At 72.2% G+C, this 12,695-nt stretch carries 12 protein-coding genes and 1 pseudogene; 5 read left to right on the top strand and 8 right to left on the bottom strand.

What is annotated here, in order from left to right; all coding sequences use genetic code 11:
- Positions 1 to 46 precede the first annotated feature (46 nt).
- Positions 47 to 661, top strand: a complete 615-nt coding sequence (locus LWJ43_RS08945) for a YceI family protein (RefSeq protein ID WP_277331755.1) — start codon at positions 47 to 49, stop codon at positions 659 to 661.
- A gap of 85 nt (positions 662 to 746) precedes the next feature.
- Here LWJ43_RS08945 and LWJ43_RS08950 read toward each other — a convergent pair whose 3' ends face one another.
- The 5 genes and pseudogenes from LWJ43_RS08950 to LWJ43_RS08970 all read right to left on the bottom strand — a co-directional run bounded on the left by LWJ43_RS08950 (position 747) and on the right by LWJ43_RS08970 (position 4,526).
- A complete protein-coding gene (locus LWJ43_RS08950; RefSeq protein WP_277331756.1) occupies positions 747 to 1,379 on the bottom strand; it encodes an SAM-dependent methyltransferase in 633 nt (210 codons plus the stop codon).
- A complete protein-coding gene (locus LWJ43_RS08955) occupies positions 1,376 to 2,416 on the bottom strand; it encodes an NAD(P)/FAD-dependent oxidoreductase (RefSeq protein WP_277331757.1) in 1,041 nt (346 codons plus the stop codon). Before LWJ43_RS08955 ends, LWJ43_RS08950 begins: the two co-directional genes overlap by 4 nt.
- Before the next feature lie 412 nt (positions 2,417 to 2,828).
- Positions 2,829 to 2,957: pseudogene (locus tag LWJ43_RS08960) on the bottom strand (aminoglycoside phosphotransferase family protein); the annotation flags it as partial.
- 137 nt (positions 2,958 to 3,094) lie between these two features.
- Positions 3,095 to 4,186 (bottom strand): RNA polymerase sigma factor, encoded by a 1,092-nt coding sequence (locus tag LWJ43_RS08965; protein ID WP_277331758.1) that lies wholly within the window; start codon positions 4,184 to 4,186, stop codon positions 3,095 to 3,097.
- 118 nt (positions 4,187 to 4,304) lie between these two features.
- Positions 4,305 to 4,526, bottom strand: a complete 222-nt coding sequence (locus LWJ43_RS08970; RefSeq protein WP_277331759.1) for a hypothetical protein — start codon at positions 4,524 to 4,526, stop codon at positions 4,305 to 4,307.
- A 641-nt stretch (positions 4,527 to 5,167) separates the two neighbouring features.
- Between LWJ43_RS08970 and LWJ43_RS08975 the strand changes: the two genes are divergently transcribed.
- Positions 5,168 to 6,004, top strand: coding sequence for an SMI1/KNR4 family protein (locus LWJ43_RS08975; RefSeq protein ID WP_277331760.1), 837 nt, complete (start codon positions 5,168 to 5,170; stop codon positions 6,002 to 6,004).
- Between the two features lie 43 nt (positions 6,005 to 6,047).
- On the opposite strand, the gene LWJ43_RS08980 is transcribed toward LWJ43_RS08975, so the two are convergent.
- Entirely contained in the window at positions 6,048 to 6,500 is a 453-nt protein-coding gene (locus LWJ43_RS08980; RefSeq protein ID WP_277331761.1) for a hypothetical protein, read from the bottom strand.
- Positions 6,501 to 6,775: 275 nt separating this feature from the next.
- Between LWJ43_RS08980 and LWJ43_RS08985 the strand changes: the two genes are divergently transcribed.
- The 3 genes from LWJ43_RS08985 to LWJ43_RS08995 all read left to right on the top strand — a co-directional run bounded on the left by LWJ43_RS08985 (position 6,776) and on the right by LWJ43_RS08995 (position 10,624).
- Positions 6,776 to 8,146, top strand: coding sequence for a cellulase family glycosylhydrolase (locus LWJ43_RS08985; protein ID WP_277331762.1), 1,371 nt, complete (start codon positions 6,776 to 6,778; stop codon positions 8,144 to 8,146).
- A 439-nt stretch (positions 8,147 to 8,585) separates the two neighbouring features.
- Entirely contained in the window at positions 8,586 to 9,230 is a 645-nt protein-coding gene (locus LWJ43_RS08990) for a hypothetical protein (RefSeq protein WP_277331763.1), read from the top strand.
- A gap of 131 nt (positions 9,231 to 9,361) precedes the next feature.
- Entirely contained in the window at positions 9,362 to 10,624 is a 1,263-nt protein-coding gene (locus tag LWJ43_RS08995) for a M23 family metallopeptidase (protein ID WP_277331764.1), read from the top strand.
- Positions 10,625 to 10,787: 163 nt separating this feature from the next.
- Here LWJ43_RS08995 and LWJ43_RS09000 read toward each other — a convergent pair whose 3' ends face one another.
- Together LWJ43_RS09000 and LWJ43_RS09005 are read right to left on the bottom strand one after the other, a co-directional pair.
- Positions 10,788 to 12,086, bottom strand: a complete 1,299-nt coding sequence (locus tag LWJ43_RS09000; protein ID WP_277331765.1) for an NADase-type glycan-binding domain-containing protein — start codon at positions 12,084 to 12,086, stop codon at positions 10,788 to 10,790.
- Complete coding sequence (locus LWJ43_RS09005; RefSeq protein WP_277335842.1) at positions 12,083 to 12,682, bottom strand: phage tail protein; 600 nt, start codon at positions 12,680 to 12,682, stop codon at positions 12,083 to 12,085. The genes LWJ43_RS09000 and LWJ43_RS09005 overlap by 4 nt, the downstream gene beginning before the upstream one ends.
- Positions 12,683 to 12,695: the final 13 nt, after the last annotated feature.

Below are 12,695 nucleotides of genomic sequence, written 5' to 3' on the forward strand. Positions count from 1 at the left end.
GATCCGCTCCGCGGAACGCGTCGGAACACGTACCCGAGGAGGAGCCATGGCTCTGTTCAACCGCAAGAACAACGCCCCGTCCACCACCGCGACCCTCGCCGTGGACCCGGCGCTGGCCGCACTGACCGGCACCTACACGATCGACCCGGCGCACAGCAGCATCGGCTTCACCGTGCGCCACGCCATGGTCACCAACGTGCGCGGCTCCTTCGGTGAGCACGAGGGCTCGCTGGTACTGGACGGCTCCGCCCCCTCGAACTCCTCCGCCTCCATCGACGTCAAGATCGCCAGCGTGGACACCGGCATCGCCGACCGCGACGGCCACCTGGTCAGCGGCGACTTCTTCGACGCCGAGAAGTTCCCCCTGATGACGTTCCGCTCCACGCAGGCCGAGCAGCTCGGCGGCGACACCTACCGGGTGACGGGCGACCTCACGATCAAGGACGTCACCCGCCCGCTCTCCATCGACCTGGAGTTCAACGGTTCGGCCACCGACGTCTACGGCAACGAGCGCGTGGGCTTCGAGGGCAGCACCGACATCCTGCGCTCCGACTGGGGCCTGACCTGGAACGCCGCCCTGGAGACCGGTGGCGTGATGGTCAGCGACAAGGTGAAGCTGAACTTCGACATCTCCGCGATCAAGGCCGCCCCGCAGGCCTGATCCTCCGGAACCGAGCGCGCCCGCCGGCCCTTCCCTTCGGGGGAGGACGGCGGGCGCTCGGCGTTCGCGGCCGGGGTCCGGGGGCTCAGCCCGTGCGGCGCACCTTCAGCGCGTTGTCGGTGCGGGTGGTGGGGTTGCCGTCGGGGTCGTTCTGGATGCGCTCGTGCTCCTCGCTGAGCAGCACCTCCCACTCCCCCTCCGGCAGTTCGAGGGAGGCGAGCACCTCGTCCGTCGTCGGCAGCTCCATGTCCGGGTGGTCGTGCTCCCAGGAGGGGAAGCCGGCGTGCCCGACGACGAGGAGCACACCGCCGGGCGCGACCACCGAGGCCGCCTGCCGCAGGATCCGCTCGCGCGGCAGGTCCCCCATGGAGTGCAGGAACTGGGCGGAGACCAGGTCGTACTCCCCCTCGGGGAACGAGGCCCCGAGGTCGTGCCACTGAAAGTCGATCCGGTCCGCGACACCGGCGTCGGCCGCGTGGACCGCAGCCCGCTCCAGGGCGACGCGCGAGATGTCGGTGGCGGTGACCTTCCAGCCGAGGCGGGCGAGCCAGACCGCGTCGGCGCCCTCACCGCAGCCCAGGTCGAGGGCGCGGCCGGGCGTAAGGCCCTCCACCTCGCGGACGAGGGCGACGTTGGGGTCGCCGCTCCAGATCCTGTCGCTCTCGCGGTACCGGTCGTCCCACATCTCGGCGTCGGTCCGGGTGCTGTCGGTGGTCATCGAATCTCCTGAAGTCCGTGACGGCGGTCCCCGAGCACACGCTCGGTGACCTGGCGCTCGGCCTCGGCCGAGAAGGGCGCGCGGCGGGCGTCGACCGCGCGACGGGTGTCCTCGGTGACGAGGTCCATGTTGATCATCGACGCCGCCTTGAGCCCGGCGGCCGCCGCCCCGACGATCTGCTCCATGAGGTTGGCGACGTTACCGGCCACCCATACGCCGGGCACTTCGGTGGCCCCCGAGGGGTCGGCCGCGATGTAGCTGCCGACGACCTGGTCGCCCATCAGCATCTCGGTGGGCGCCAGGCCGAGGCTCTCCAGCACCACCGACCGCGCGGTGAAGCGGGGCTGGACGACGACCGCCTCGCGTGGGATGACCGTGCCCCCGGCAAGGCGCACACCGGTGAGCCGGTCGCCGGCCACCTCCAGCGCGGCCACCGTGCCCTCCACCACGGAGATGCCCCGGGCGGCGAGCTGCTCGTACTCCTCGTCGGTGAAGTCGGCCTGCTCGTGGCGGAACAGCACCACGTCGTCGGTCCACTGCCGCCAGAGCAGGGCCTGGTGGACGGCCATGGGACTGAACGCCAGGACGCCGACCGGCCGGTCCCGCACCTCGTAGCCGTGGCAGTACGGGCAGTGCAGCACCTCGTGGCCCCAGCGCTCGGCGAGGCCGTCCACCGGCGGCAGCTCGTCGACGATTCCCGTGGTCACGAGCAGCCGACGGGCCTCGACGGCTCCCCCGTCCGCCCGTACGACACGGAAGCCGCCGCCGGGCAGCTTCTCGGCCGAGACGACCTCGCCCCGGACGATCTCGGCGCCGTAGTCCGCCGCCTCGGCCCTGCCGATGGCCAGCAGCTCCAGGGGCGGAACGCCCTCCCGGCCCAGGTAGTTGTGGGCGTGCGACGCGGGTGCGTTGCGCGGGCTGCCGGCGTCGATCACCAGCACGGAGCGCCGCGCCCTCGCGAGGGCCAGCGCCCCGCTCAACCCTGCCGCCCCGCCGCCGATCACCACGACGTCGTACCGCTGGTTCGTCTCGCTCATGCGGATCACCTCCTGTTACGGGAGATGGTGCGCCCGCACCCCTGGTTCGACAAGTTTGCTTGCCGAACCGGCAAACTCGCACCAGACCGTCCTGCCCGGGCTCCGCTCCCCCACCCCCAGGTGTGGGCGAGCGCCCCGAGAAGCAGCAGGCCGCGTCCGTATTCCGCGTACGGAGCGCGGCCCGGCTCCCGCCGGACCTCGCCTCCGCCGCTGTCGCGCACCTCGATCCGGAGCACGCCCCTCCAGGTCAGCCGCACGCGGTACCCCCTCCCGGGCGGGACTCCGTGGACCGGTGCGCCGGTGGCCAGTCCGCTCACGCAGAGCAGCAATCGTCGAGATCCACCTCGCACGCCCGGTCGAGCAGGGCCTCACGGACGAACTGGCGCACGAGGGGACGGACCTGCGCTCACGGCGGCGCGAGGGCCACCGTCTCGACCTCGACGTCGATGCGCGCCCGATCGGCGTCCACCTTCGGGAACTCGTCGCCGACGCGCAGGGGCGCGCGCTCGGAATGGGCGACGACGACTTGCACCTCATCCATGGGCGCGAGTATCCCGGGGTGATCGCCGACCCCGCCGGGTTCATCGCGCGTGATTGCGCGGCCGACCGAGGTTCCGGCGAAACTCGTGCACAGCACCGGCCGCCGAGCAGGCCGAACCCGCCCTTCTGCCTGAATTCCTACGGCAGTTCGACCGTGACACCGAGCTCGTCGGTGGTGGTGTCGGACGGGGCCGAGGGCGATTCCGGGCGACGGACATCCGAAACGTCCACCGGCGGTGAGGGTATGGACGTGGGCATGGCCACCGGTGGCAATTGCGGCACCGGTGAAGCGGCTCCGACCTTTTTTCCGACCGAGTTTCCGACCGAGGTCACTGCCGAGTTTCCGACCGAGGTTTCGATCGATATCTCCACGGCCACCCTGGACGGCGGCTCGTAGGGCCTCGGCGGCTCCTCCGGACCGGACGGCGAAACACTGTGGCGCGCCCGGTCGGTGCGTTGCGGGTCCGGGGAGGGAACTGGCACGTGGGGACGCGTCCCACCGGCGGTAGACCACTCGGCGGGGGCGGCCGGCGGTGCCTGGGCCTCGGTCCTGCTCTCCGGCGGCCGGCCGTCCGGCCGGTCGAAGGGCCCGGCGGGCAGTACCGCGCCCGCGACGGCGAGGGTCACGGCCGCCGAGGTCGCCCCCGCTGACTGGGCGACGCCGGTACGGGGAAATCTGCGGGCGCACGTCCAGACGGCCGCGGCGAGGGTGAGGCTCCCGGCCAGGACGTTGCGCAGCGACCTTCTGGCCCTGGCGAGCAGCGATTCCGTCGCCCGGTAGCTCAGCCCCATGGTCCGGGCCACCTGTCCGACGTCGAGGTCCTGCGCCTGGAGTCGCAGCGCCTGCGCCTGGCGGGCGGGCAGCAGTTCAGCACTGCGGTCGGCCAGCCATCGGGCCTCCGCCCGGTCGCACGCACCCTCCTCGACCAGGAAGGGCTCGGCCGGAGCGGCGGACAGGGTCTCGCTCAACTCCTGGTCGCGGGCGACCTGGCGTCGCCTGTCGGCGCACGCGCGTACGGTCGCGAGCCTCAGCCGTGAACGCACCCGGCCGTACTGGACTTCAGGGTCCTCCACCGCGCGGATCATCGCTTCCTGCACGGCGTCCTCGGCCTCTTCGGCGCTCGACGAGCGAGCGCGCGCGAGCTCGAGCAGTTCGTCCCGGTGACTCCAGATGAGCTCCCACCGGTTGCCCGGGCCGCCTGGACGGCGAGCGGTAGGCGGGTCGCTCACGTTCGAAGCCTCTGGTCCGTGGGTTCAGGTCCGTTGTGCGTGGACCATGGTGCCTGACGGCCCCTATGCCCCGCGACCTGGCAGGACAGGTATCGGGGCATACGGGCTCAGCGCCGGGTCAGACCGAGAGCGCGGCGGCGGAGCCGAGACCGGCGACGCCCAGCACGTTGCCGCCGACGGCGCCCGAGACGCAGCCGGAGAGCAGGTCGGCGTTGAGCCCACCGACGACGCCACCGACGAGGGGGGCCTCGATGGAGGCAGCGCCGGAGAGGCCGCCGGACACGGCGTCCATGTCCGCGTCGGAGATTTCCTGGGTGTGTATCTGGGGAGCGGAGCTCATGATGTGAATTCCCTTCGCATTACTTCCGAATGGCACGGTCCAACTCCGCAGTGGGGAATGGGCCTTGCCGGTGTCACGGTCACGATCACGGTCGCCGGGGCGTTTCACCGTTCGCCCGGAGGCGACGAAATTCCCTGCGGCTTCCGCGATGTGAGGGATGTAAGCACGCGAGGGCGCGACGAAGCCACCTTCCGCTGTTTGCACGCACGGCTTTCCGACATCGAAGGGCCGACGCGGTCACATTGCTTCATGGACCGGTACAGCTTCTTCACTCGCCCGACCGACGGACGTTCCGCCGGCCGAATCCTTGATCCGCCGCGAAAGGGACATAATCGGCTGCGGGCGTGATGAATCCGGTTCGCGTCCTGAGAACCACGGGGCGCGCATCGTCGCCTGCGGACACCGTGTGCAGATCCGCCGCAGACGCCCCCGGACCCGTCCGCCGGAACACTCAGCACCGGTGCGGGTGCTGCCGGGGATCTGGGATGCTGCAGGTGGCGGCGCTCTCCTCCGGACGCGAGGGACGCGAGAGACGCGAGTCCACCCGACGACCTTCCTGGAGAAGTAGTGACGCGCACGGCAACCGCCGGGGTGACGACGTGACCGGTCCGCACAGCTCTGTCGCACGGGTTATCGCACGCGTGCGCCCTCCCGTCACCGCGGTCGACGGGCTCGGCGACTGGGCGGAGGCCGAGCGCGCCCTGGGTACCCCGCTGCCGGAGGACTACAAGCAGCTGGTCGCGACGTACGGGCGCGGGGACTTCTGGGGCGCGCTGTGCCTGTGCACCCCGTTCGGTGACGACAACCCGGTCCCGCTCAGCGGGGACCTCCTGGAGGACTACGGTCCGCTGCGCGACGGCTGGCCCGAGAAGTACCCCTACCCCCTCTTCCCGGAGCCCGGCGGGCTGCTCCCCTGGGCGGTGACGGAGAGCGCGGCGCACGTGTGCTGGCTGACGGAGGGACCTCCCGAGTCCTGGCCCGTGGTGATCTGGTCGCGGGAAAACGACTACGAGCGGTTCGACTGCGGGGCCGGCGCGTTCCTCGACGGGGTGACGAGCCGCAGCATCACCTCCGAGCTACTGCACCACGACCCGGAGCTCGCACCCTGGTTCGACCCCGGGATCGAACTCGACCACGTGTACGTCCGGCTGGGCGAGGGGCCCCGCCCCTACGAGGAGCGCCTGCGGATCCTGCGTGACGCGTTCGCCCCCACGTCGGACCGGGGCGACTACGAGCACGACGGCCGGCGGCAGGACCACTTCGCCGTCGACGGCACCGGCTGGCTCATGACGTACGAGTGCACCTACGGTCATCAGCTCCGGGTCGCGTTCCCGCCCGCCGACAGCGCGGAGGCCCGTCGCACCGTGCTGGCGGCGGTGGAGCTGACGGGGTGCCCCGTACTGTCGGCGGACACCGTGCACGGCGGCTCGTCCTGGGACTCCGGCACCGGGCCGGCGGACGGCGCTCCGTCGCGGTGACCCGACGCCCGGCCCGTGGCCCGGCCCGTGGGTGCGGCCGGGCTCAGGGGTGCCGCCGCGCGAACGCCGGTTCGGTCAGGTCGAGATGGAGCAGATTTCCCCAGTCGTTGGTGAAGACCGCTCGTGTCCCCTCGTGGCGTACGCCCACGAACGGGTTCGAGGACCACATGGCGAGGACCCACAGCAGGGAGCGGTCCGCGCCGAGGCGGGCGAGGTAGCCGATGTCGCCCATCCCGCTGCCACCGCCCGCCATCCAGCCGGAACCGTCCGGCAGCGGGCTCTCGAAGTCGGCGTCGACCTCCGTGGAGCCTTCGGCCCCGACGGCCTCGGCCACGTCGAGGCGCGCCCCGAGGCGGAAGGGGATGGGCTGCCCGGCGTCCGGGTGGTAGGCCCCCGGGCCCTCCACATGCACCTCCAGGCCGGTGTCGTCCGGTCGGTACAGCCCGTCCCGGACCGGGAACTCACCTGCCGCCCACAGGCGTTCGATCAATCCCATCGGCCCCTGCCTCCCTGTCGGCGCCCCCGAAGCGTGGCGCCGCGGACCATCGTCCTGCGGCAGAACGGCGTGCGGGAGACCGCGTGCGCGCGGAGTCCGTCGCCGTGCCGCTGTCGGCGGGACGAGTTCCGCGCCGCCGTTCCTTCCAGGAGCGCTCTTCGTCGAATGCCTGTCGAATCCCTGTACGCGCGTCGGCCCACCGGTGTACGGTCTCGGGCCGATGGACCTTGGGAGCGCTCCCACTTCTGATTCCGCTTCGCACGAGGAGGAACACCATGAAACGCCTGTTCGCCTTACTGGCGACCTTCGCGACCGTCCTGGGTCTGACGGCGGCTTTCGGTCCCCAGGCCTCGGCCGCGACCGGCTGCAAGGTCGAGTACACGGTCGCCAGCCAGTGGCAGGGGGGCTTCCAGGCCGGAGTCAAGATCACCAACCTGGGTGTCCCGGTCAGCGGATGGACGCTCCGGTTCGCCATGCCGGACGCCGGGCAGAAGGTCGCCCAGGGCTGGAACGCGACCTGGTCGCAGTCCGGTTCGGCGGTCACGGCCGTCGGTGTGGACTGGAACCGCACCCTGGCCACCGGAGGGGTCGCCGACCTGGGCTTCTCCGGCACCTTCACGGGTGCCAACCCGAAGCCCACGGCGTTCACGCTCAACGGTGTCGCCTGTACGGGCTCCGTCGACGAGCCCGCCCCCGACCCGGTCGCCGGCACACCCGTGGAGGTCAACGGGCAGCTCCACGTCTGCGGCGTGCACCTGTGCAACCAGTACAACCGCCCCGTCCAGCTGCGCGGCATGAGCACGCACGGCATCCAGTGGTTCGGCCGGTGCTACGACGCCGCGTCCCTGGACGCGCTGGCGAACGACTGGAAGTCCGACCTTCTGCGCATCTCCATGTACGTGCAGGAGGACGGCTACGAGACCGACCCGGCGGGCTTCACCAACCGCGTGAACGCCCTCGTCGACATGGCCGAGGCCCGCGGCATGTACGCGTTGATCGACTTCCACACTTTGACGCCGGGTGACCCGAACTACAACCTCGACCGCGCCAGGACGTTCTTCGCGTCCGTCGCCGCCCGCAACGCCGGCAAGAAGAACGTGATCTACGAGATCGCCAACGAGCCCAACGGCGTCAGCTGGTCGGCCGTCAAGAGCTACGCCGAGCGGGTCATCCCGGTGGTCCGGGCGGCCGACCCGGACGGCGTCGTCATCGTCGGCACCCGTGGCTGGTCCTCGCTGGGCGTCTCGGACGGCTCCGACGAGAGCGAGGTCGTCAACAACCCGGTCAACGCCACCAACCTCATGTACGCGTTCCACTTCTACGCCGCGAGCCACAAGGACTCCTACCGCTCCACCCTGAGCCGGGCGGCCTCGCGGCTCCCGCTCTTCGTCACCGAGTTCGGCACGGTGAGCGCCACCGGCGGCGGGGCGATGGACGTGGCGAGCACCACGGCCTGGCTGGACCTGCTCGACCAGCTGAAGATCAGCTACGCGAACTGGACCTACTCCGACGCCCCGGAGAGCAGTGCCGCGTTCCGCCCCGGAACCTGCGGCGGCGGCGACTACAGCGGCAGCGGTGTGCTGACGGAGTCCGGGGCGCTGCTGAAGAACCGCATCAGTACGCCCGACAGCTTCCCCACCAGCTGACCTCCGGCGGGGCCCGTCGGGGGCTCCGGCCGGTCCGAGGCCCCGACGGCTCCCCCGCGACGCGGGCGGCCGCCGCGGCGGCCGGAGGCGGTGCACGGCCCCGGGCCGCCTCCCGTGTGCCGGTCCGGGGACCGCCCGCGCGGTCCGCGCAGAGCAACTCGCCTTTTCCATAGGGCGATCGGCGGGACTCGGACGGGCATCGTCGCTAGAGTCCCGCCATGACGACCGGTCCGAACCCTTCCGCCCCGCCCTCCCTCGCCGTGCGCAGCCGTTCCGGCTCGTTCGCACTGGAGAACCGGTCGATCCTGCTCGAACAGGGCGGGGTCCGACGACGGATACCGCTGGACGCCGTCGAGGAAGTCCGTCTGGACGGGGCCCGCCGGACGGCGGTGCAGGTCGTCCTCACCGCTCCCGCGGGGACGCCGGGACGGTCTACCGCGTGGGCTGCCGCAACACCGCGTCCGCGACGGCCTTCGTGGACGCGGCCGGCCGGGCGCTGCCGGTCCGGGACGCCGGCGCACCACGCGAGGACGGGGCGGCCCGGGTCGTGTTGCTTCCGCAGGCGGCGGGCGAGGACGGGAGGACGGCCCGCGAGTGGCTGGCGATCGCGGTGCTCCTGACCCCCGTGGTGCTCTACGCGGCGGGCCTGGTCGTCCTGATCGCGCACGGGGACGTGCTGGGAGTGGTCTTCTGGCTCCTCGGCCTGAAATCCCTCGCCGTCGGACTGTTCCTGTACGGCGCGTCCGCCAAGGCGCTGTTCGACCAATGGCTTCTGCGCCGTCGGGGCATCTCCGTGCTGGCGACGTCCGACCACGACAACGGCAAGAGGCAGATCTTCGTCTTCGTCGACGCGGAGGGCGTGCGGCGGTTCTTCGAGCCGGACCACGCGGCGGAACCCGTCAGCCTCGCACCGCGGCGGGTGGCGGCCGTCTACGACCCCCGGCGGCCCGAGCGGGTCAGGGCGGTCCTCCCCGTGCGGACCTGGGTGCTCAGGACGCTCGGCGTCGCCCTCGGCGGCACTTCCCTGCTGGTCCTGGCGTTCTTCCTCGTGCCCTACCAACTGATCGAGCTGTTCTCCCGCTGACCGGTCCGGGCGGAACGTCCCGCGGCCGCCCCGGCGGTGGACACGGGGCCGACGGACCCGGGCCGTTCCGCGGTCACGGCCCCCGCGCGGGGCGCCGGGCCGCGGCCGGGCCTTGCGCGGCGAATGACATAGTGATCCTCGTCGCGACGGTCGAGTTGGGGAGAGCCGGACCTGTGAAGATCCCTCGCTGGATGGTGCCGGTCGTCGTCGGGGTCGTGGTGACGCCGTTATCCATCGGACTCGGAGTCCTTCTGCTCGGGGCCTCCGACGACAGCGAGGCGGCCGGCGGACACGTCCCCGCCCCGGCGAGCACCGAGTTGAAGGCGGGCGACGTGGGTGTCCCCGTCGTGTACGCGAAGCTCATACGCGACGCCGCGGCCGACTGCGACGAGAAGCTGCTCACCGCGCCCGTGCTGGCGGCGCAGTTGAAGCGGGAGAGCAACTTCAACCCGAGGGCCAGGTCGGTCGCGGCCGACGAGCCGACGGGCGACGAGGGCTCGCTGACGGACCCGCGGAGCGAGGAGGAGCGGGCGGAGGACGGGAACCCGGCAGGGGAAGGCCTCTCCGGCGGGGAACCTGCCGGCGGCTCCGGTTCCGAGGACGCCTCCTCGGGCGAGGGCCTGCCCGACGTGGCACAGGCCGAACGGCCCGTCACCAGGGGCATCGCGCAGTTCTCCGACGCCGACTGGGCGGCCGAGGGCATCGACGGCAACAACGACGGCGTCAAGGACGTGCTGGACCCGGCGGACGCCATACCGTCGCAGGGCAGGAGGATGTGCGGACTCCTGCGTACCGCGGAGCAGCATCCGGGCTACCGGGGCGCTCCTCTCGAACTGGCCCTGGCCGGCTACCGCTTGGGCTGGAGGACGGTCGAGACGTACGGCGGTGTGCCGCGGGCCAGCGGAGCGGACGGGGAGACGTACGAGTACGTCAAGGCCGTCATGAAGTCCTACCCGAAGATGGTCGTCCCGGTCGGGGGCGCGGTGTCCGGCGGCTGGACCCTGCCCGTCGAGGGACCGGCCGGCACGCCGTACCACCAGCAGGGCTCCTCCTGGTCCACCGGCCTGCACACGGGCGTCGACTTCGTGGTCCCCGGCGGAACGCCGGTCAAGGCCATCGGACCCGGCGAGGTCGTCACGGCCGGGGCGGGCGGGGACTACGGCAACCAGGTCGTCGTCCGCCACGAGGACGGTACGTTCAGCCAGTACGCCCACCTCCTGGATGTGAAGGCCGTCGTCGGCCAGAGCGTCCAGGGCGGCACGCTCATCGGCTGGTCGGGCGAGACCGGCAACGCCTCGGGGCCGCATCTGCACTTCGAGATCCGCACCGGGCCCGCGTTCGGGTCCGACGTCTCCCCCGTCCCGTACCTGCGCGCCAGGGGCCTGGTCCTCTGAGGACGTCCCTGCCGTGAGCCTCGGCTGACACGGCCGCCCCCTCGACCCGATGCTCCGGGGAGCCGGACGAGAGGGCGGCCGTGTGTGCGGGCGGTGGCGCCGGGCCTGGGGCCTCTCGTTTGGATCATGCCGGGCTCGCGCGCCCTGATCCGAACGAAAGTCGCTAGGTGCCGCTGGTCGTGGCGCGGGTGAAGAACTCGATCTCGGCTATCGAGACCTGCTTGTCGGAGCCGGTGTTGAACGCCGAGCGGATGACGAACCGTACGCTGACGACGTTCTGCGCGCGGAACTTCCGCTGCTGGGGGCCGCTCATCTGGTCGAGCTTGATGTGGCGCGTGCTCTTCTTCCCGTCGGCCGTGGTGATGACCGCGTCCATACGGTGCGGCAGCGCGGCCTCGGAGAGGTCGGAGGGCTTGGTGGAGATGCCGGACGTGATGAGGATGTCCAGCAGACGCGTGGGTTCCTGGAAGCGGGCCTCCACCCATTCGCCCTCGGCCGACTGCGAGACGCCGGGGCCCCACCAGCTGTTGTTGATCTTGTCGAAGATGGCCTTCGGCGGGTGGCCCTTGAAGGAACGGGACGCCTCGGCGGCGTCCGGGCTGATCTGGGCCCGCTTCGCGAAGTGGTCGCGGGCCGCGTTCCACGCGTTGTCCACGTGGAACGCCCCGTAGATCACCAGGCCGAGCGCGAGACCGTACGCGACCCAGGTGAAGATGCGGCCGATGCCCCGGCGCAGCCTCGGGCGTTCGCCGGCCCAGGGCGTCGGGCGGTCGCCGAAGTCCCGCATCCGGCGCCACCAGGGGCGCCGTGCCTCCGGGACTCCGGGGCGCTCGGCGAGGGACATGCCGCAGCGTCGGCAGAAGTGCCGGTCAGGGCGGTTGCCGACCTCGCACCAGGGGCACGGGGGGCCGGTCTCGTCGGCCGGTTCACCGCTGGGGGCCTGGACCCTGGGGCGGGCCGCGGCGGGCACGCCGGGCAGGACCGGGGCCACTTCAGGTGCCGGGTCGACGGCCCGCTGGTCGGCGACCGGTACGAGCAGGGCCCTGGCCCGCGCACTCGCGTCCGGGTCCGCGTTCGGGGTCCCGTCCGCCGGAGCGGTCTGCGGGACGGGCTGCGTGGCGGAGATGACCGGGATCGAGGTCAGGGTGTCGTCCTCCTCCTCGGGCTCCACCGGCGCGTCGGCGTGCGCGGGCTCGCGCGCCGGGGTCGTGTTCCCGGCATCCGCTTCCGCGCCGGGCGGCGTGGCCGGGCCCGGGTCGGAGCCCGGAGCACCCGGGGTGTCCGCGGCGGCTCCCCGTCCCCTGCCCGGGGTCCAGCTCAGTACCGCGCCGCAGCCGTCGCAGAAGGACTGCCCCGGGGTGGTCAGCGTGCCGCACTCGGCACAGTGACGTGGCTGGCCCCCCGTGTCCCCGGTGGCCGTGGAGGAAGGTGGCTTCGAGGGGGAAGCCTGCTGACTGGTCACCTGTCGGAAGTCCTTTCGGCGGCGGTCACTCGGACCGTGTAAGGCATGTGGGCGGGGCGAGCTGCCGCTACGAGGCGCTCCAGCCGGTGCTCGGCGGCGGGGGCGGGCTCCGGCAGCCGTACGGTGACGTGCAGATGGGGGCGGTTCTCGCCGGGGACCGGGCCCAGGGGCCTGGCGTCCCAGGCGGCCGCGCCGCTCTCGGTGATCTCCGGCTCCACGCCGAAGGCGAGCCGTACCGCCTCCGACAGTCCGCGCCGGGTGCCGCGGATGCGGTGCAGCCGTACGGCGGCGGTGACCGCGGCGCGTAGCGCGGCCGTCGCCTCCGTGTCCTGCGGGTGGCCGGTGGACGGAGCGGTGAGCGGGGCCCGGGCCGGGTCCCCGCCCGCGGGCGTGTCGGTGTCCCCGGGCGCGTCCCGCCCTTCGGTCTCCGCACCCACCCAGTCGCCGAGCCAGCGGGTGAAGTCCGCGGGCGCGAGCGACGGCGTGAAGTAGGCGTCGAGGCAGTCGAGCACGTTGTGGAGCGGCGCGAGGACCTCGTCGATACCGGCGACGAAGCGCTGGGCGAGGTCGTCGTCGGCGAACACCGCCGGCAGCATGACCCCCAGCGGC

This window comes from Streptomyces sp. JH34 (genome assembly GCF_029428875.1).
GTDB lineage: Bacteria > Actinomycetota > Actinomycetes > Streptomycetales > Streptomycetaceae > Streptomyces.